At 43.2% G+C, this 19,985-nt stretch carries 21 protein-coding genes and 1 pseudogene; 10 read left to right on the forward strand and 12 right to left on the reverse strand.

Going from position 1 to position 19,985, the window contains the following annotated elements:
• Nucleotides 1-117: 117 nt before the first annotated feature.
• The 8 genes from WH95_RS11790 (at nt 118) to WH95_RS11825 (ending at nt 8,365) form a co-directional block, all read left to right on the forward strand.
• A complete protein-coding gene (locus WH95_RS11790) occupies nt 118-516 on the forward strand; it encodes a hypothetical protein (protein WP_046507378.1) in 399 nt (132 codons plus the stop codon).
• A 51-nt stretch (nt 517-567) separates the two neighbouring features.
• Complete coding sequence (fliD, locus tag WH95_RS11795; RefSeq protein ID WP_046507380.1) at nt 568-2,256, forward strand: flagellar filament capping protein FliD; 1,689 nt, start codon at nt 568-570, stop codon at nt 2,254-2,256.
• Between the two features lie 13 nt (nt 2,257-2,269).
• Nucleotides 2,270-2,746, forward strand: coding sequence for a flagellar export chaperone FliS (gene fliS, locus WH95_RS11800; RefSeq protein WP_052741980.1), 477 nt, complete (start codon nt 2,270-2,272; stop codon nt 2,744-2,746).
• A gap of 152 nt (nt 2,747-2,898) precedes the next feature.
• Nucleotides 2,899-5,235, forward strand: coding sequence for a tetratricopeptide repeat protein (locus tag WH95_RS11805; RefSeq protein WP_046507381.1), 2,337 nt, complete (start codon nt 2,899-2,901; stop codon nt 5,233-5,235).
• Between the two features lie 150 nt (nt 5,236-5,385).
• Nucleotides 5,386-6,165 (forward strand): phytanoyl-CoA dioxygenase family protein, encoded by a 780-nt coding sequence (locus WH95_RS11810; RefSeq protein WP_046507385.1) that lies wholly within the window; start codon nt 5,386-5,388, stop codon nt 6,163-6,165.
• On the forward strand, nt 6,140-6,874 hold the full coding sequence (locus WH95_RS20625) for a class I SAM-dependent methyltransferase (RefSeq protein ID WP_052741981.1): 735 nt from the start codon (nt 6,140-6,142) through the stop codon (nt 6,872-6,874). Before WH95_RS11810 ends, WH95_RS20625 begins: the two co-directional genes overlap by 26 nt.
• A complete protein-coding gene (locus WH95_RS11820) occupies nt 6,862-7,647 on the forward strand; it encodes a phytanoyl-CoA dioxygenase family protein (RefSeq protein WP_052741982.1) in 786 nt (261 codons plus the stop codon). Before WH95_RS20625 ends, WH95_RS11820 begins: the two co-directional genes overlap by 13 nt.
• Nucleotides 7,640-8,365, forward strand: coding sequence for a class I SAM-dependent methyltransferase (locus WH95_RS11825; protein ID WP_046507387.1), 726 nt, complete (start codon nt 7,640-7,642; stop codon nt 8,363-8,365). The genes WH95_RS11820 and WH95_RS11825 overlap by 8 nt, the downstream gene beginning before the upstream one ends.
• Here the strand turns inward: WH95_RS11825 and WH95_RS11830 are convergent.
• The 10 genes and pseudogenes from WH95_RS11830 to WH95_RS11870 form a co-directional block, all read right to left on the reverse strand.
• A complete protein-coding gene (locus WH95_RS11830; RefSeq protein ID WP_046507390.1) occupies nt 8,362-9,285 on the reverse strand; it encodes a hypothetical protein in 924 nt (307 codons plus the stop codon). The genes WH95_RS11825 and WH95_RS11830 overlap by 4 nt on opposite strands.
• Before the next feature lie 11 nt (nt 9,286-9,296).
• Nucleotides 9,297-9,995: a WbqC family protein gene (locus WH95_RS11835; RefSeq protein WP_052741983.1), complete on the reverse strand. Its 699-nt coding sequence runs from the start codon at nt 9,993-9,995 to the stop codon at nt 9,297-9,299.
• 4 nt (nt 9,996-9,999) lie between these two features.
• Nucleotides 10,000-10,662 carry an acetyltransferase gene (locus tag WH95_RS11840; RefSeq protein ID WP_046507395.1) on the reverse strand — a complete coding sequence of 221 codons (663 nt, stop codon included), beginning with the start codon at nt 10,660-10,662 and terminating at the stop codon, nt 10,000-10,002.
• A gap of 634 nt (nt 10,663-11,296) precedes the next feature.
• Nucleotides 11,297-11,507, reverse strand: a pseudogene (locus WH95_RS21175) (sugar phosphate nucleotidyltransferase).
• A 51-nt stretch (nt 11,508-11,558) separates the two neighbouring features.
• The gene (gene fliW / locus WH95_RS11845; RefSeq protein WP_046507398.1) at nt 11,559-12,068 is read right to left on the reverse strand and encodes a flagellar assembly protein FliW; all 510 of its coding nucleotides are present in this window, start codon (nt 12,066-12,068) and stop codon (nt 11,559-11,561) included.
• Nucleotides 12,069-12,133: 65 nt separating this feature from the next.
• Nucleotides 12,134-13,054, reverse strand: coding sequence for a flagellin (locus tag WH95_RS11850; RefSeq protein WP_046507400.1), 921 nt, complete (start codon nt 13,052-13,054; stop codon nt 12,134-12,136).
• A gap of 12 nt (nt 13,055-13,066) precedes the next feature.
• A complete protein-coding gene (flgK, locus tag WH95_RS11855; protein ID WP_046507403.1) occupies nt 13,067-14,944 on the reverse strand; it encodes a flagellar hook-associated protein FlgK in 1,878 nt (625 codons plus the stop codon).
• A 44-nt stretch (nt 14,945-14,988) separates the two neighbouring features.
• Nucleotides 14,989-15,453, reverse strand: coding sequence for a hypothetical protein (locus WH95_RS11860; protein WP_046507406.1), 465 nt, complete (start codon nt 15,451-15,453; stop codon nt 14,989-14,991).
• Nucleotides 15,454-15,777: a rod-binding protein gene (locus tag WH95_RS11865; RefSeq protein WP_046507409.1), complete on the reverse strand. Its 324-nt coding sequence runs from the start codon at nt 15,775-15,777 to the stop codon at nt 15,454-15,456.
• Nucleotides 15,777-16,919: a flagellar basal body P-ring protein FlgI gene (locus WH95_RS11870; protein WP_046507412.1), complete on the reverse strand. Its 1,143-nt coding sequence runs from the start codon at nt 16,917-16,919 to the stop codon at nt 15,777-15,779. The genes WH95_RS11865 and WH95_RS11870 overlap by 1 nt, the downstream gene beginning before the upstream one ends.
• A 262-nt stretch (nt 16,920-17,181) precedes the next feature.
• On the opposite strand from WH95_RS11870, the gene WH95_RS11875 reads away from it, so the two are divergent.
• Nucleotides 17,182-17,598, forward strand: a complete 417-nt coding sequence (locus WH95_RS11875; RefSeq protein ID WP_046507415.1) for a flagellar assembly protein FliX — start codon at nt 17,182-17,184, stop codon at nt 17,596-17,598.
• Nucleotides 17,599-17,713: 115 nt separating this feature from the next.
• On the forward strand, nt 17,714-18,130 hold the full coding sequence (dksA, locus tag WH95_RS11880) for an RNA polymerase-binding protein DksA (RefSeq protein ID WP_046507418.1): 417 nt from the start codon (nt 17,714-17,716) through the stop codon (nt 18,128-18,130).
• A gap of 78 nt (nt 18,131-18,208) precedes the next feature.
• Here dksA and flgH read toward each other — a convergent pair whose 3' ends face one another.
• Together flgH and flgA are read right to left on the reverse strand one after the other, a co-directional pair.
• On the reverse strand, nt 18,209-18,961 hold the full coding sequence (flgH, locus tag WH95_RS11885; RefSeq protein ID WP_046507421.1) for a flagellar basal body L-ring protein FlgH: 753 nt from the start codon (nt 18,959-18,961) through the stop codon (nt 18,209-18,211).
• Nucleotides 18,962-18,972: 11 nt separating this feature from the next.
• Nucleotides 18,973-19,968 (reverse strand): flagellar basal body P-ring formation chaperone FlgA, encoded by a 996-nt coding sequence (gene flgA, locus WH95_RS20630; RefSeq protein ID WP_052741984.1) that lies wholly within the window; start codon nt 19,966-19,968, stop codon nt 18,973-18,975.
• Between the last annotated feature and the right edge of the window lie 17 nt (nt 19,969-19,985).

Raw genomic sequence — 19,985 nt, forward strand, 5'->3', positions numbered from 1 at the left:
AAACACTATTGAGAGTTCTTCAGTAAACTCGTATAATAGGTGAAGGCTGTGGGTTCTTGGGTACCCACAGCTTCTTTAAGATGATATATTTTAATTTAGGAAAGAGGAGGAGGTCTGATGTCTGAAGTAACTATTTCAGGGCAACCTGCTCAACTTGCTCCAAAAATTTCAGCTTCTGGTTCTGGTGTATCGAAATCAAGTTCAATCGGTGCGAATGCAACTCAAGCTGTTGTTAATGTTCGGAAGAGCATTGAGACGAAAATAGCAGAATCACCTAGTGCTCCAGTGGAGGCCAAGGCCGTTTCAAATGGTGCAATTGATACTGCTGCGTCCCAGTTATCATCAAATATTGTGACTTACCGTGATAGTGAATCCGGTCGTTTAGTCGTACGTTTAATTGATGAGAAAAATAACGCTGTGATTTCTGAATTCCCAAGTAAGACGATGTTGGGTAACTACCCTAAACAGTCTAGTTTGCCGTCCTCAACTAATGTTAATCTGGATACAGAAGCATAACTGGAATGCATCTTGCATTAGTGATGCTATGTTTTTTATTTGGAGCGAGACATGGAAGCTGGCACTTTAACATACGTTAATGGATCCCCACGAATTACTGGGCAGTATTCTGGGTTTGATACCAACGCTATTGTCGAAGCATCAATATTGGCTAAACGCCTTCCTGCTGTCAGGATGGAAAGTACGATTAGCAATAATGAAATTCGTACGGAAGCTTATGGTGAGCTTAATACACTTTTAACATCCCTGCGAAATTCATTGAACGGGTTACGTAATCCACCTGGTTTAACTGGACGGGATAACAATGTTTTTGAAGCCAAAGCAGGCTTTCTAACCTCTTCTACAGCAACGCCTGCAACGGATATTCTGGGTGTTACATCTTCAAACTCTGCTGCGGCTGGTGTATACGAGATAGAGGTTTTGCAAATTGCAACTGCAAATAAGATTTCTTCTGGTACTGTTGCAGATGCTACCGCGGCCCAAGGGGTAACAGATACAATAACATTAGGTGTATCAGGGGGCACAACAAAAGATATTTCTATTACTGCTGATATGTCGTTAAACGATATTGCGGGGGCGATCAATGGTGTTTCAAATGATACTGGTGTAAGGGCGTCGGTCATCAAGGTTGGTGACAATGATTTTCGTTTGGTTCTGACGGCAGAAGAAACTGGCAAGGCCATTACACTTTCTGGCGCGGGTAATTTTTTAAGTACCTATGGTGATGGCGCTGTCCTCACAGAGCTCCAGGCAGCCAACAAAGCTCAAATCAAAGTGGATGGTATTGCTACAGTTATTGAGCGTGACACAAATAATATTACGGATGTGATAGATGGCGTTACAGTTCAGCTATATAAAGCTGAAGTCGGTAACCAAATTAAAGTAGAGATCAATAATAATTTAGGCGGTATTAAAACTGCTATTAGCGGGTTTGTTGATACCTATAACTCTTTGAGGGATCTGGTTAAGCAACAGCGGGATTTTGATCCTTCTTCCAGTTCGGGGACAAAGCCTGCTTTATACGGTGATGATATCTTAAGGCGTGTTGAACGCGCATTGAGTGGAATTGTTAGTACCGGCGCTGAAGGTGTAGATAGTAGTCAGATCAATACTCTCGCATTATTGGGCATTGAGCTTGACGATGATAATAAGCTGGTGATTGATAGTAACAAACTAGATGATGCTTTGGTGACCAATCTTGATGGTGTGCGGAGTGTATTTGAATTTACTTTTGAGCCAGATGATACGCGTCTTGCGATTATTTCTCGTACACAAGCAATCAATGTTGATGATTTTTCTTTAGTCATTGATGGCATTGACGGTAGTGGAAATATCACTGGTGCATCTGTAACGGGATATGGCAATGTATTTGATATTTCAGGTAATACACTCAAAGGACAAGTTGGTACTGCTTTTGAGGGAATGACAATGGTTTTTGTCGGTACGCCGGGAAGTGGGGCCCAAACAATTGAGGTGAAGACATCTTATGGTATCGCTGAAAATTTCTTCCACTCAATTGACGATTTCGTCAAGCCGGGATCAGGACAGCTTTCGACAAGGCTGCTTGAACTCGCTGATGCAAACAAAGAATTGAATGAAAAAATTGTTGCCCTTGATGCGCGGTTAGAACTGACGCGTAATTTCTTAATAGAGAAGTATTCCCGTTTAGAACAGGTATTGGCGCAAGCTGATGCAATGAGAAAACAGCTTGAAGCACAAGCAAATGCTAGTAAAAATTAAAGAGGGATGATCTATGTATTCTAATCCCTATGGTGCAAATGCATACTCTCAAGCTTCCAAAAATGTAGGCCCGCTAAAAGCAATTGTTATGTTGTACGAAGGTGCTATTCGTTTGATTAGCGAAGCCAAACGGGCACATGATGCTCAAGACTATGAGGCAAGGTTTATAGCGATTGACAAAGCATCTAAAATCATACTTGGCTTGCAGGGGCAACTGGATTTTGAAAATGGGGGGGACGTTTCCCCGATGCTTCACGAGTTTTATGATAGCTTGTTTATGAGAATGATGCAGGCTAACTCACGAAACCCGGAACCTATTTTTGAAGATGTTTTGATCAGTTTAAAGAATATGAAGGAAACATGGGCGGCTGTGGCCGAACAAGTTGGTGAAGGCAGCCAACCTGCGAGAGGTATTGGGGGAAAGCCTAATGATGTTTCACCTTCAAATGATAAAAATAGTCCTCCATCGAGCGCGTCGTTAAACGTGTAAATACTAGAAATTAGAAAGTTGTTCACACAATCCTCTAATGAGGCATTTGTCTTGAGGGGATATATTTTTATGCCCACTATACAAGTGCGATGTAAAATTTTAAGCTAGTTTTTTTATGACGTATTTATCAAAATTTAAAGCGTGGGGACCAGGTGAAGCAGGGCAAGAAATTCAACTACAAGGTTGAGAAAGCTGCAGAAGATACTTTGCAGTATCTTATGAACAGACAATTTGATAATGCATCTGAAATTGCTGCAAAAAATTTAAAGAAAAAGCATAAGCATCCTGTATTTTTGTTTGTAAAATCTGTTGATTCCCTTCTTCAGGGCGATGAAGTGTCATTCCGTTCACAGCTAGATGCGTTATTCAAGCTACCTTCTATAAGATACACAGATTATTATAACTTTGGTGTTTTCTTTCAACAGCACAAACTAGATGTTTTGGCTGTTGAGTGTTTTTCCGCCTGTGTGCAGCTTAAGCAGGACTTTTTTGAGGGACAAGAACAGTTAGGGAACTCTATTTTTAACCTGGGAGAGTATGAGAGCGCTCTGGGCGCTTATTCTGCTGCGTTAAAATTAAAGCCGAAAAGTAAAGAGCTTATCATTAGCGCGGGTAAATGTTGTTCGAAGTTGGGACATTATTCTGATGGGCTTGATTATTATGAGAGCCTTCTTTTTGAACATCCTTTTGATAGCGATGTAAGGACAGGTTACGCGAGTTGTTTGATCGGTCTTGATCGTGAGGCAGAGGCCGTAGCATTTCTTGGAAAAGATATTGATAAATCTTACAAAGCTGAAAAAGACTATTATTTGTTGTCTTTGGTTTCCTATAACAATTCCAAACTGCACTCAGCTTTGAAGTTCGCAGCCAAAGGGCATGAAATAAATCCAGACTATCTGCCTGTCCTAAAGATGTACGGAACCTGTCTTGGGCGTTTGAATATTCATGGTTTAGCAATAGACATCTTAAAAAAGGCAATTGAGAAAGACCCAAATGATCCAGAGGTATTATATAACTGTGGAAACTCATTTCAGGGAATTGGAGAAATTGATCAAGCCAGAGAATATTATATGGAATGTTTGCGGATTAATCCGGAATATTACTTGGCCTTTAATAACTTGGGTTTTGGTTATAACTATCAAGGAGATATCAAGAAGGCTAAAGAGTGTTATGGCATTGCTTTAGAGCTCACTCCCAAAAGAGAGGATTTCCATAGTAATCTGCTATTCACAATTTTGCATGAAAAAGATAGCAGCCCTGAAGATCATTTGAGAGAAGCACGCGTGTGGCAGGATAAACATGCCATACCGGTTGATGAGAGAGTTAAAGAATATAAGTTTAATCCTGCCGAGGTGAAGAAGCTTCGTATCGGTTATATTTCCGGGGATTTTGGTGATCACGTTGCCGCTTACTATTGGTTACCAATTGCAGAGCATCATGACCGAGACAAATTTGATATTTTTCTTTACTCTCAAAAGCCTAGAGAAGATGAGTTATCCCAAAAAGTTAATGCAAAAATAGACACGATTTGCGACAAAAAAAGAGATGTCTTTAACTTGTCCGACGAGGAATTATGTAAGCAAATTGTTGATGATCAGATTCATATTCTTGTTGATTTGTCAGGACATACTGGGGGGAACCGTTTGAGAGCCCTAACTTATAAACCTGCACCAGTTCAAGCAACATATATTGGTTATCCAGCAACAACAGGTTTGGAAACGATTGATTATTTTATAACTCAGCCAATACATACTCCAATAGAATCAGCAAAATATTTTTCTGAAAAACTGGTCCATACGCCCGGCTGCACCAGTTATAATATTCGAGATGCTGGCCGAAATGTACAATCTAAACCTTTGCCTTATAAAAAGAACGGTTACGTAACATTTGGAAGTTTTAACCGTCCAAGTAAAATATCAGATGCTTGTATTGATACCTGGGTGGATGTGATTTCTGGCGTACCAAACTCTAGGCTTATTATTAAAAGCTCTGGAACTGCAGGAGATGAATTTAAAGACAAAATTATTGGGCGTATGAAAGCTCAGGGAATTTCTGCTGATCGTATAGATTTTCGAGGGCGTAGCAGTTACGAAGACTTTTTAGAAGAGATCAATGAGATTGATATAGGGTTGGATTCTTTCCCTTATACTGGCGCAACTACGTCATTTGATGCGCTGTTTATGGGACGTAGCTATATTACATTACGAGGAACCGGAGCTGTTCATGCGATTGTTGGCGCTACTTACTTGGAATACTTTGGTCACCCGGAGTTCGTTGCCCATTCAACAGATGAATATGTCAAAATTGCTATTAATGCAGCGAAAAATATGTCCCAACTGGAAGACATTCGCCTGAAATTACGAGATACCTTTTTGCGTGAAATTGCAGGCAGTGGCCCAAGATTGTGTGCTGCTTTGGAGACAGCTTACCAGAAAATGTGGGATGTTTATATTTCTGGGGAAGAAAAAGACCATATTGTTATTGAATAAAGCCAATTAGAAAATTGGATCAGTTCAAAAAATAGCTGTTTGGAGAGCATTATTAGGTGATTACAAATCGTGCCATTATTGATCAACATCATGTATGGCATTGATTTTGCTTGGTAAAGGTAAGTTGGCTTTCATAAACAAGGGTTATCTATGCTTGGTTCTTTTAATGATGAAGGGGTCTTTTTCGCCAAGAAAATAATCCCGAATGATTTGATTAACGGCTTACTTGAAGAAATTATTACCCTTTCGCAGGAAGAGAAAACTGTGAGGGGAGGGCAAGATGATCTCTTTTCTGCTGCTGAGTACAGTTTGCTTGAGTTACTTCAATCAGTACCCGCTGATGAATACTTCGCCTTGCTTAGAGCGATAAAGTCCTCAGTGTGGGTTAGGCAGATTGCTACATGTTCTGGGGTCGTTGAAATGGCTCGTAAACTGTTGAATTCTTCTCATATCTCCCAGCGAGGAAACCCAGTGTTGCATTTGACGGGGGATAGGTTCCAATTAAGTGATAAATCACTGGCTGCCCCCTGGCATCAAGATTGGCCTGCTTTACGCTCTTCGAAAAGGACCTTGGTTGTATGGGTTCCCTTGGGCGGAGCGGAAAATTCTGGTGCTTTAAAATTTAAGCTTGGCAGTCATAAAGCTGGTCTTATCAAGACGTCTGAAATAGAGGCTGTCTATGAAATTGATCCTGATGAAATTCAGAAGTACGAGACTGTGCAAAGAGGGGTACCTGTCGGAGATGCTGTCTTTTTTGACAGCCTGACGGCCCATTCTTCTGAAGGTACGCAAAGGCTGCGCATGGCCCTTAGTTTTCGCTTTGAGGATCTCAGTTGTGATGAATGGAAGAAGCGGAAGTTTACAAGCTCGCATATTGATGGAATTGAAAAACGAGAGTTAACGGATGCAGAAAAAAACATTTTCTCCTAGTGAGGAAGGGGCACGAGCCGTAGAGAAGTATGCCGCCGTGCCTCAGTTTGAACGAGCGATTGAACGCTTAGATGGGCAGTTGCTTGATAACCCTTTTATGGTGACTCGATCGGGTTTGATTGCAAAGTTGCTCTTTCTCCATGATGTCTATGGGCGGATAAAAGATGTGCCAGGGGATATCATAGAACTGGGTGTTTGGTTAGGCCAATCACTTGTGATGTTTGAAAATCTACGGGCCATTCACGAGCCCTTTAACTCGTGCAGAACTATATACGGGTTTGATACTTTTGAAGGATATGTGGAAACCAGCGACCTTCCAATCGCCCAAAGTGAAATTGATAAGTATACCCAGCCTGAAAGTTGGCAAGAGGAGATCGAAGCTCTTTTTGCGGCACATTGTTCTATAAATAATTCAAATACAAAATTAGAACTCATTAAGGGAGACATACGGGAGACTCTTCCTGAATTCTCCCAAAATTATAATGGTTTCGCTGTATGTATCTTTGTGGATATCGCGACTTTTGAAACAACGGAAATCGCAATCGCCTTTGCCAATGAACACTTGGTTAAAGGTGGGGTGTTGGTGATAGATGACTATGGTGATACCTATCCTGGGGTGATGAAATCCTTAAAAGCCAACGGTATCGATGGTTACGAATGTGAGCTTAATCCCTATTTCAAGACGAAGTTACTGCTGTGGAAAAAATAATTGAAAATGCTAAAGCCGCTTTTGATAAAGACGGTGTTTTTGTTGCTGAGAAACTGTTGTCAAATGAACAGGTATCGAAGTTAAGAGAAGGCTTTTTGGCTTCACGTGAGTATTGCGCCAAGTTGCAAAAGAAGTATGAGCTGGATGCTCAGCAAACAGATACGGTTCACCACGTACTGTTCATGCATGAAATCTTTCAAGAGGTCCTTGATAACCCAGACTATATGGCAATTGTTGAGACCTTCTTTGGAGGAAGTAAATTTGTCCTGAACTCCATTGGTGGGCAAAACAACAGAGGTGATGCAAACTATGCCTCTAACATTCATCGGGATGTTCGCTTCTATACTCAAGATCGTCTGATGTTAAATACGATCCTAATTATTGATGATTTTACGGATACTAACGGTCCAACCGAGTTTTTACTGGGGTCTGACAAAGTTAAGGATAAACCCAGTGAAGAGAGCTTTAGTGAAAAGGCCGTATCATTAACCTGTCCTGCTGGCTCGATCATATTTTTTGATTCACGTATTTGGCATCGAGCTGGGAAAAGAAAGATCATAGGAGATGATCGGATAATTTTTACACCGATATTTGCGAGATCGTTCATCAAGCCCGGTTTTGACTATTCTAAAGCACTACAGGCTTATGGCCTTGAAAAGGTTTCTGATAATATCAAGCAGTTGTGTAGTTATTACAGCGATATTCCGGCCTCTCACGATGAATGGTATAACCTTAAAGAACGGCGATGTTATTTAGCGGGGCAGGATGATTGATCGTGAACTAACACAGGAAAACAAAGCCTGGGGTAATTCAAAATACGCGACAGATTTTGATTACCTTATGCATGACTATGTTTTGAAGACACTTAGGCCGTTATTCTTGGGTAAAGAATGTGCCGAGTTAGGCTGTTATAAGGGAGAGATGACGCGGAAGCTGTCTAAAGAATTTTCCAGTGTTACGGCCATTGATATTGAAGAGAAATACTGCGATATCATTAAGGGCATGGGGCTACAAAACGTGTCCGTAGTTCAGTCTGATTTTTCCAAATACCAAAACTACAATCAGTTTTCGGACCTGCTCTCTCTTCATAGTTTAGAGCATGTCGAGGATGATCTGGGGCTGCTTCGTCACATTCAGACTCATAAATCTTCAGATACGAGACTTCATATCGTTGTCCCCAATGGAACCTCTCTTTCTCGGCAGATCGCAGTAAATATGGGGTTCATGTCTGAGCCCCTGGCCGTTACTGAGTTTGAAGAAGCAATTGGCCATCACAGGACATATAATCTGGAATTATTAAAAGATCTGGCTAGTAGGGCGGGGCTAAAAGTCATTAAGGCTGGTGGAATTATGCCAAAGATCTTTTCTAATTCTCAATACGATAAGGCATTGCAAGAAGGGATAATAGATAGAGCTTATCTTGATGCTGCTTATGCGTTAAGTGATGAAATTCCTGAGCTCTGTTCGTCCATCTATATAACTTGTAACTAGTCAGTACTTTGTGGGGATACATGTATTATCCCTATACCACTCTTCCCAAAACCATTTCCGTTTATAAGAAGATAGAGATCATCGCCAATGTATAGGGGATAAGGGTAACTTGTCTGATAGGTAAATGCTGGGTGGTCGATCTCTATTTTATCTAATGTGCGCTCCCACCCCTCATCAACTTTTCTTGCAAAACCAACAGTATAACTGTTTGAGCCATCTCGAAAATCAGTCATACCTCTGGAACAGAAACTTAAGAAGCTCTCACCGTTAAAAGAAAAAGCTATGGGCCTGGAAAAAACTTCTGAAGGGTAGATCGGGGGAATTGTTCTCTCGTAACTACATTCTAGATTGTCGAGGCTTGGTCCAAAGGCAGATTTTACGTAATACTCTGGTTCATATCTGTCGGCAATTTTTTCCCAACGTTCTGTCGAAATGTAATAGGTTCTCAATCCTTCACTTTCTTGCACGACAAATGGGGTGACCGCGCTTGATGGATTTACCCTATCACGTGTTAAAAAAGGGCCTATGGGGATTTCCTCGACCTGAAAGAGCCCATCAACCAGCTCTAGGGTCAGGTAACCGGAAGCATTTAAATAGGCAGGTGTGCCGTTCAGCATGTTCCAACCGCTATAAAGGAGATGCCAGCTGTTATCTATCTCTAGAATTTGAGAAGGAATGGCACCGTCGGTGTCAAAAAAACCCACGCGATTAGGGTGGTAGAAATCGTCATCTTTGTGAATGATATTGAAATTCTTATCTAGCTTTTGATAGCAGATGTAAGATTTATTCTCCTCAGTTCGGTTAGAGAAAAACAGATGTATTTCATTGTCTAGTTCTAATGCGCAAGGAGACTGTGCGTAGCTCCGATCGATTTGCGGAGCAGGGAGTAATTTCTTTAGTTCGAAGTTTAAATGTCTCATGGCAAATATAATTAGCTAAGGAAAAATGAATTGTTGTCTGTTTTATAAAATTGTAATTGGCCTTGGATCTCTTTTCTTATGTTGATAGCTGTTTCGGTTAAGAGGCGTTCGAGAAGGCTTTTCCTCTCTCCTTGATAGGGGGCAAGTACTTTTAGTTCAATGCCGCGCTGCTCAAAGCCATCAGGCTTATAATAATTCACGCCGCCCTCAAGATTTATATAGCAGCGAGCTTCAAGTTGGCGACAGATTTCTTCGATCCTTTGTTGTCCTCTAAGTTCAGTTGGAATCTTCAAAGAAGAAGATCGAATTAACTGAGGTCGATAATCAAGGGCCTTCAAAGTGTAGTCGATGGTATCCTCTAGGTAATCAACGACTGACCCTTGGGTGTTGCATATGAAAGATGACAACTCTTCAAAATTCGCTAGATTTTGAAAGATATGAGGATAAGAGTTGATCTGCTGCTTTATGATTTCGTCGGCATCATTAGCAAACTGTTGAGACAGTATTAGGCTATGATAATCAGATTTGGTGAGGGGCAGGGTGAACCAGCCTTGTGTCCCATCCTGCTTAGTAAATTTGTTCCTGTGAACCCATCCTCTTCTTGGAAATTGAACGCAATCCAGAAGGACAAAAATATCAGCGGCGGCTGCCAGGCGATAGTAGCCGGCATAGGGAAAGAAGTAGGGCTGCATAATTGCCACTGAGGTCATCGGTTTATATGCGTCTTAATTTAGAGCTTGGAATTCTGGCAAGGTCGGCTGCATTGGCGACAAAAACATTCTCGTCTTCTGTATCTTTCAAAATTATGCAACCAGCACCAATGACGTTGGCTTGGCCTATGTTGATATTGTCCCGAAGCGTGGCATTCACGCCGATGAAGGTATAGGCGCCTACGTGGACTGAGCCAGAGATCACAACGTGCGAGGCAATAAAGCAGTTATCTTCGATAGTGGAGTGGTGGCCAATATGATTACCACTCCAGAGATACACATTGTCCCCGATTGTGACGAAGGGCTGAATAGTATTGTCTTCTAGGATAAGGCAGTTTTCACCGTATTGAATGTCGGGAAAGGTCGTCGCTCGACTAGATAGATAGCTTGCGAGTTGATATCCCTTGGCTTTACAGGACTTTACTTTTTCTGCTCGTAATTTGTTCACACCTGTAAAGCTAACAGCAACAAACATGCTATGGTCTGTTGTTGAGTACTTGTTCTCTATCTCTTCAAAGGGAATAACAGGTAAGCCAAAGATTTCCGCTTCGGTGATGTAATCTGCATCGACTGTAAAGGCGACGGGTTGGTAATCACTGTCGTGTTCAAACATGTAATAGACAAGCTCGGCTACTTGCCCATTTCCGAAAATGATCAGCTTTTCCATTTCAAGTTCCTGATGGTTGTTACTAGCTACAACAGCATGCCCGAATAACTCTTAAAACTAAGATAAGATTTTTGTCTAACTCTATTGTTAAAGCTTAAATATTGGATAGAGGCAGAATGAGCTTCAATTTGTTTTCTTTGGTTTCATTAAGAGCTTTCCAAAGATAATTTGTGTATCCACTTGCCATCAGATTGTCTGCGTGTTTAGCCAAATCTTGGGATGTCATATAGCCCATTCGCCAGGTGATTTCTTCGTGGTAGGCTATTTTTATCTCCTGTCGGTTTTCAACGGACCTCACAAAAGCAGAGGCGTTATGAGGGGAGCCTACCGTACCTGGATCTAGCCAAGCATGCCGCGACCTTAGTTGTTTGACCTGCAGTTGACCATACCATTTGTTTATATCGGTGATATGTTTCTCATTGTTGAGGCCTAGTTTGTCATCTCGAGCAACTTTAACGACTTGATTGTCGTCGTAATAAAGACCAATGAGAGCATAGTTCGTTTTTGGGTTTATTTGGTTTCTTTTCTATTTCGGTACCCAGTCTTTTTTCAGCAAGGGAGATAACACTGTAATTTTCGGGATCGTTCTCTCGATAGGTAAAAACGTTGCTCCTGATCTGGGTTGTTTGTCGGTTTATAATAACCGTGTAAGACCATTCCCTAATAATGCTTGAAAAGCATGGAGGTATTCTTTTGTTGTCATGATTTGCATATCTCTGATACCGGATAGCATCAGGGTTGTCAGGGGAAAGTATATCATTGGTTTGTCATAACTGTTTACTGACAACGCGCGTAATAGGGTAAAGGTGACTACCAGTTCCACCTGCTAAAATAATTCCTTTCACCCCCCCTAAACCTAAATCACTTTGTTCTTAGTTGACTGATCCTAATTGAAATTAGTGTACCGGATGGCGCACGTTATATTTTTCTGAATTTAAAATATGCTGCCAAGCCTGTTTTTTCTCTGTGTCTATAAAAACGGGGGCTCTTAGGTTAACAGTTTTTTGAATAGAATCCGGGGTTTGGCGGAGAGTTGTAACTAGCATTATAGCCAAGTTTTCTGGTGCAATCGCATATTGATTCATTGCTCCCGCGAGATCTTTATCTTCAATCTCTCCACTGCTCAGATCATAAGGTTTCAGAATGAAGGTGAGATCAGCTTCGTCAACTGATTGCAAAAGCATGTATCCGTCCAATAGAGCATGTGAAGGCACAGATAGACCGTATTCTTTATACTCGGAGAATCCTACAATACCTTGGGGTAGCTTGATGGTTTTGTCACGATCGATTTCCATCACCCCGAAACGGGTTTTCAGCGTAATTACGTTATTTGACACTTCTTCTGCCTTCGGCATTGTGATCCCGGCGAAATTTTGATCTGTATAATTTGTTTCCAAGTCCAACATAATGGCCTCTCTAGTCACAATAGGCAACCATGATTAACGAATAGTAAGCGTGAAATCACAAAGGCTTATCTAAGGTAATTTAATAGGGTTGTTTCGTTTATTCGCGTTAAGCTGATATAGGAAGCCTGAAGCTGTACCTGATCAAAGGCGAGTTTACTGGTTGCTTCGGCAACATCCACATCTTCAATACCGGAAATTGTATTTTGGACGTAGGTCTTAAAATCGGCGTGATTTTTATTGGCGCCTTCCAAAACGGTCAACTGTGCGCCTATTTGGCTTCGGAAGGCAGCAACGCCATCAAGCGAAGTTTGGAGCAAGTCGTAGGCTTCCTGTAAGACAGTGGTATCATTATTGTTTCCCGCGTACTCAACATAGGCGAGGCTTCTGAGGATTTTCTCAAATGTCGGATCATCAGCTGTAATGCCATAGGTTAGTGTAGCATCCTGATCAATTCTGTTGCTGAGTTTGACATTATCGCCATCATAGTAATCAAAGTCCGCAGTAAAAGTACCTGGTAAGCCTGCTTGCGGCGTATAGGCCGGGTCGGAAACGTCAACAGGTGGGGTGTCGGTCAGACTTCCAGAAAAAAGATACCGCCCTTCGTGTTGAGCATTCATCAAAGCGGTGATTTCCTGTCGAAAGCTGACGGCGAACTGATCCAGTGGAATTTCCTGAATGTTTGAACTGTTCAGGCCGTTAAGTACGTCACTGAGCAGATTTGTAATTCGCGCAGACATGGTTGCCATGTTGCTGTCCATAATCTCCAGCCTTGTTTTCGTGGTCTGGATGTTACGTTCAAATTGTGTCGTACGGACATTGTCGCGTTGTAAGCTGACAAGCTCTAGGGCCTGCGCTGAAATATTTGTGTATTCCTGCGTGATTTTACCGCTGGCGATCTGAACGGTTCTATCGGAAACTTTGGCCTGTGTAGAGGCCATGTTTGTGTGCAATAGTTGATTTTGAGCATAACTGGAAACGCGAATCATCTATTTTTCTCCTTAGGCGAGCTCTATAACGGTATCAAGCATCTCGCCTGTAATCTGTATTACACGTGCAGCGGCGTTATAGGCGTTTTGAAAAACCACCATGTTGGCAAGTTCTTCGTCCATATTTACACCGGATTCATTTTGCATTTTTATTTGTAAGTCCCCGGCAAGGGAGCTTTGAAATGAGAGAGAGTTTTCTGCTGATTGTGCGACGGTGGCGCTATAGGATAGCATGACCCCAGCATAACCACTTATTGTTGTTGAGGTTACATCAGGTCCATTGGACACGCCATTAAACGTGTAGTTCTGTTCAAAAACACTGGCTAGCTGAAGAGCAACATCATTATTGCCTGGTCCTAACGCATAGTTAGGGGGCGTGCCACTTAGGCTCCCTCGTGAAATATTTGAGGGTGTGTCAATCATGTCTTGTCGTACGACAAGACCGGAGGAAATTCCGGTTTGACTACCTTGACCTGCAACGGCTGGTACTGTTGTTGAAAGCTGTGGCGTTACAAAGAAATCATTTAAACCAAAGAAATTTGAAAAGCCGTTGTAGTTTTCGTTTACAGTATCGCCATCTGCATCGTACTGAATAACCGAATCCCCGGCATTTGTTGCCGCACCAGTATCTTTGAAAGCCAGACGTACGTTGCTATTTAATTTGATTTCCAATCGGCCATCGGCATCAAAACCTGCGGTACCGTTAGCACCAAGAAAGGTATTGATAGCGGTCTGGACAGCAGCCGGCGTTGTCGCGCCCGCTGTAATCGTGCCCATGCCACCGACCATGGCGCCGGTTGAATCTAGCAATACCATGTTAACATCACTACCAATGGTCATCGCTTGGGCTGTGTTTGGGAAAGATCTTGAACCAAGCATCGTGGCTGGGTCAAGTGCACCCGTCCCCAATCCCATGGGTGTATTGGCCCCTCTATTGTGGGCGCGATTTACTTGATCACGCAAAGCAGCTGACATTTGGTCGAGCTGATTTGTCATGGATGGTAGGATTGTATCACGTGCTTTGAATAGCGCGCCGAGCTTTCCACTCGTAATGCTTGATGTTATGTCGTTTGCTGCAGAGGGAGTTGTCCCTGCATTTAAGTGAATGCCATCCAAAACAGCGGGGTAACTTTCATCGGCGGTAATAAGTGTAGTCTGTCGGAAAGAAAGATCAGCTTGAAAGCTGCCGCTAATCAGCGTGTGTCCCGTTTTTGTTAAGACATTGACTTGATTTTTGTCCGTAACAAAATATTGGATATCCATATATTCGGCGAGCTTATCAATAGCTTGATCTCGTTTGTCTTCCAGATCTCCTGTTGGTAGCCCTAATGCAGTCTGACCGGGAATTGTGCCGTTGATTTCAGCGATAATAACCAGTTGTTGTTCAATATCATCTACGGCTTGCTTAATTTCTGCATCAGCACGCATGCGTTCAGCTTGAACAGTATCAGCCATATCGCGAATACGCTGGGCTAAAATCGTACCATTGTTTACTGACGTAAAGTAATTTGCTGAAATTTCGGGACTGCTTCCCAGGGTTTCCAGAGATGCATTGAATTTATCAATAAGATCACCAACAGAATTTTTATTTGCAACTGATCCAAACATCTGTTGAATGCGGTTCAGATAGTTGCTTTCTGTCTGTATAGAGGCAAGCGTCGTTGTTTCTTCTCTGAAATCCCTCTGAATCAGGGTGTTTACATTACGTCTGATCGTATCAGCTGTTACACCAGCGCCAACGCCAGCAATAACCTGTGTTTCCTGTAAAAGAACCTTACGGGAATAATTCGCGTTATTGATGTTTGCCAGGTTTGATGAGGTAACCGCCAGAGCATTCTGGTTTACCTTTAATCCTGTGAGCGCGTTGTTCATTGCGATGGTTAGCGACATAATGTCCTCAAATCTTATTTCTTATTTAATCAACAATTCAAAAATTAGAGGCACTGATTTAAGTGCATAGGTGCTGTTGTTTGTGTTGATTGTGCCTTTTGCGCGGCAAGGACACCTGCTTGCGAATAACTTGTACTGCTTTTGACTTTTTGCTCTTGAACGGCTTCTACAACAGCTTGCATCAGGCGCTCATTGCTTGTTTTTGCCGCTAGAAGTGCAGTTTCATTCTCGCTAACAGTTGTGTTGAGCAGCTGAATAACATCCCGCAGTTCTTCTTTCAGGAGAGGGTCGAGATGCTGCATGAAAGATGGGTCTTTCTTAAGTTGGGAAGAGCCCTGTTCATATGCATTCACAAGAACGAGTTTCTGTTCTTGTAGTTGGCTCATTTCCTTGATCTTCATTGCACGAAGGAGCTCAATTTCCCGGCTCATGACTGAAACAAGGCCTTTAACTGTTGCAATGACACTGTGAACAGTTGTTTCCGGTGTGTTTTGTGTTGCTGTAGTCATTTAAACCTCCTGCAGCTTCATGATTTCGCGATAGACAGCATCGGAAATTCCGATACCACCTGATTCGGCAAGAGATTTTCCGTACTCTTGAACCATGAGAGAACGAAAAATTTTCTCTCCAGAACCACCACCCATGGGACCATCGGTTGGCAGGTTCTCAAAAATGGGTGTTAACATTTGGGTTAGAAAAACGGCTTCAAAGTCTTTGGCGGTTGCCATCGCTTCGGCTTCGCTTTTCGGTTTCATGCTGGCAAGGGATTGGGCTTTACCAACAATCGTTTCGTTGATGACGTTATCTGCGTATGTCTGTGTATCAATTAGCATTATAACAACTCAATATCAGCTTGAAGAGCACCAGCTGCTTTGATGCTTTGTAAAATTGCGATCATGTCTCTTGGGCCAACACCCAGTGCGTTCAGGCCATTTACGACTTCTTGCAAAGTTACTCCGGACGGAAGAAGGGCTAGGCGTTTGTCGCTGTCGTCATCAATTTCAATTTCTGTGCGGTCAACGACTTCTGTTGTGCCCGTGTTGGAAAAGGCATTTGGCTGGCTGACTTGTGGTGTCTCTGTTATGCGAACGGTCAGGTTGCCCTGGGCAATGGCGACCGTACTGATACGAACATCATTACCGATAACAATGACGCCTGATTTTTCATCGATCACTACTTTCGCAGGGGTATCGACGCGTACTGGCAATTGTTCGATGTCTGTCAACATGGCAACGGTGTTGCCTCTGTAGCGTTCAGGAACATCCAGCTGAACGGTAGAGGGGTCTGTGCTGATAGCAGAGTTGCCGCCAAGTTGTGTATTTATTGCCTGTGCGATACGTCTAGCTGTTGTAAGGTCAGGGTTTTTAAGGGCAATTTTTACACTCTGAAGCTCTTTCAGGTCGAAATCAATTTCTCGCTCAACAATTGCGCCGTTTGAAATTCGCCCTACTGTCGGAACTCCTCGGGTAATGGTTTCCGCATTACCGCCAGCGCTAAAGCCGTTAATGGCGATCGGCCCTTGGCCAACTGCGTAAACTTCCCCGTCGGCACCCATCAGCGGAGTTACAAGTAGCGTACCCCCTTGTAAGCTCTCTGCTGTTCCAATGGCTGAGACAGTCATATCTATCCGCGTGCCTTGGCGTGCGAAAGGGGGGAGATTGGCGGTGATCATGACCGCGGCAACATTATCGGTATCAAGATCGTTATCCCGGGCATTGACGCCCAAACGCTGTAACACGCCGATAAGGCTTTCACGTGTAAAGACGGCATCGTCAATGTCATCACCCGTGCCGTTTAGGCCAACAACCAATCCATAACCAACTAAAAGGTTATCTCGAATGCCTTCAAAATTGGCGATATCTTTAATTCGTGATTGAGCAGAGGCGTCTGATACTTGAACAGCAAATGATACCAGCAATGTGCCCAAGAGGACTGTTGCTCTGTATAAAATGGTTATATGTTGTACTAAGCTCATTCTTCTACCCATTGTTTGGTTGGTTTTTGGTGTTAATGAAAGAACCAACGCGATGTTCTTAGTACCTTATGCGAATTTCGTGCCAATATTATTTGACCTTGACGATTGGTATGAAACTGCCAATTTATAAGGAATAATTTTGCTTCTGAATAAGAGCTGGGTAACAATGGTGCTATTGATTTGGTAAAACTTGCCCATCGGAAGACAAATTTTATCGAGAACCTAACGTTCACCTGTAGTTAGATTAGGTAATAGGCTTGAAATGAAGATTAGAACGGGATCATCCGTCACACCAGCCGCAGGTTCGAAGTCTAAACGCAAGGCTTCGGGAGTAGGGGGCAGTTTTAGTGATGCTTTGGAGGCCGGCGCCGGGGATTCTGTTTCCGATACAAGTGGAGTGTCTGCTGCTGGTGGGGTGAGTGGCCTGCTTTCGATTCAAGAAGTACCTGATGCCCTAACAGGCAAACAGAAGGCAAAAAAACAAGCTGAAGATATCCTGGATGAACTGGAAGAATTGCGGCTTGGTTTGTTGTTCGGGTCGATACCTGTTTGGCGTTTGGAAAAAATCGAATCGCTCGTTGCGCAGCGAAGAGAGCAAATTAATGATCCTCGACTCCTGGAGATTTTGAATGAAGTCGAGGTTCGTGCCGCCGTAGAGCTCGCTAAATTAGGGCGATAATCCTCTGTTTTTAATCGCATAAATAGAAATAAGCATTAATTCTTCATGACAAACTTGTCGTGACAGGGAAATTCCCTATACTGCACGCCCAAATTGCCAATTTATGGGGGTTGCCATGACTATTCCTCTTCCAATTGATTATCGTCCGCAAGAAGACGAAGAGTTTATGAATCCAGTCATGCTGGAGTTTTTTAAACACAAACTTTTGGCTTGGAGAGAAGAACTACTCGCTGAATCATCTGCCACGTTGCAGACGCTCCAGAATGAAACATTGCAAGAGCCAGATCTTGCTGACCGTGCTTCATCTGAAACTGAACGTGCTTTGGAGCTACGTACGAGAGATCGCGAACGTAAGCTTATTGGGAAGATTGACGAAGCCCTTCGTCGTATAGACGAAAATGAATATGGGTTTTGTGAAATTACAGGCGATCCGATTAGCATCAAGCGTCTGGAAGCTCGTCCAATTGCGACCATGACACTGGAAGCTCAAGAACAGCACGAGCGGATGGAAAAGGTTCACAGAGACGATTAATTAATTCTCTGCTTCAATAGAAAAAGACCCGGGAGATATATCTCCCGGGTCTTTTTTTTGCGGTACGTTTCCTGCTTCTTAGAACGGGAAAATTATATCATACAGTTGTTGACCATAACGTGGTTGTTGGACATCGCTTAGTTGTCCGCGACCACCATAGGCAATACGGGCTTCTGCGATCTGGTCATAGCTGATTGTGTTTGTGGAAGTAATATCTTCGGGACGGATCATGCCAGAGACAAGAAGCTCTCGTACTTCGTAGTTCACACGAACTTCCTGACGTCCGGAAATGATAAGGTTTCCGTTTGGCATAACTTGTGTGACCAAAGCGGCGACACGCAGATTGATTTCTTCTTCACGATCAACAGAACCAACCCCCTTTGAGGCACTGGTGCTTTCGCCGTCAACAAGTGTCGCCGGGTTTAAGTTGTCGTTAAAAATGCGGCCGAGGTCAGTTTCATAGCCCAGAAAGTTCGTCAGACCTGCGCCTTCGGCGTTGGCTCTTGTACGTTCTGTCGTATTTGACACAGCGGCTTTGTCATCGATCTGGATAACGACTGTTAACAGATCGCCAATTTCGTCGGCTCGTTGATCTTTCAAGAAGGCTCTTGAACCAGGTCGCCATAGGGAGTTGGGCTGTCTGGTCGCAACTTGCGGGGCGGGCATTGGCAAGGCAATCGGCTGCGGTGGTGCCGGATTTTCGATTTTGCTAAGTTGAGGAACTTCGCCAATTTCAGAGATCCGAGATATCGCATTACAGGCGGTTAGTGAAAAGCCCAGGATACCAGCGATCAGGTATCTGCTTATGTTGGATTTCAGTAAAATGTTCATAGCTGAGCTCCTTAGTTCGTGCCAATAATGGTTTTGTTGACGAGAGAGACGGTGACTAGTCCTGAACCCGTCACTGTTCCATTGACGATTGTGTTGGATTGTGTGTTAACCAGACGAATTACTTCCCCGATGGCGCCACTTTCCAGTGCTCTGCCCTGGGTCCTGAGATTTAGGGATCCGCTTTGCAAAAGCATTGTAACCAAGCCGTTTTTGTTAACTGCTTTGGGCGTGTCGACGTCGTTTGTTCTGATCACTACTTGGTCTTTGAGTGTTTGTTTCGGGGTCATTCCAATCAAATTTTCAATGTCAGTGATCGCATTCTTGCTGAGCTTTGACTCTTTAATTGTGACCCACTGGATGTCTTGTGCCTGAATGATATCGCCTTTTGACAAACGGTGTTTGAGTACGGGAACATTCACCATCTCAATCAAATGACCGGAAAGCGTTTTGTTGATGATTGGACGCCCCTCGGCGGGAATGACAATCTGTGCCGTGAAACGATTGCGACCGGGTCGATAGCTGATGTTTTCTACCCTCAGGGTAGGTTCAATTTCAGCAGGAATTTGGAGATCGCGATCCTTCCTGTCGAACTCAATTTTTTTGTTATCCACCAACCCTCTTTCCAGTAGGGCAGCTTCGACGCTGTTGCGGATATCAACCGAGTTAATTGTCTGGCTCGCCCGTGTTACCATGGCAGTATCAAGGTGTGAGCTAGGTTGCCAGTCAAGTTCATTTTTCTGGGCTAGTGCCCACAGCCACCGTGCTGAAAGTTCGACATCTTTGCCTAGGGCAGGTGAGCGGGCGATAGCTGTTCTGGCTTTTGTATCAGTACCAGAGAAAATATCATCCAGATACACAATGTCCCCTTCAATCACGATATCCTTGTTGAGGTTAATGATTGATGGAACTGAATTAATATTCGTCTCGGCAAAACTTGCCCCAATAAGGCCAGCCTGAGCGGTAAGCGATAAGCCAGTGACGAATAGTAGTCTCTTAAATAGATGCATAATTCTTCTCCGCCTGA

Origin of the sequence: Kiloniella litopenaei, from assembly GCF_000982415.1 — a bacterium.
Classification (GTDB): Bacteria; Pseudomonadota; Alphaproteobacteria; order Kiloniellales; family Kiloniellaceae; genus Kiloniella; species Kiloniella litopenaei.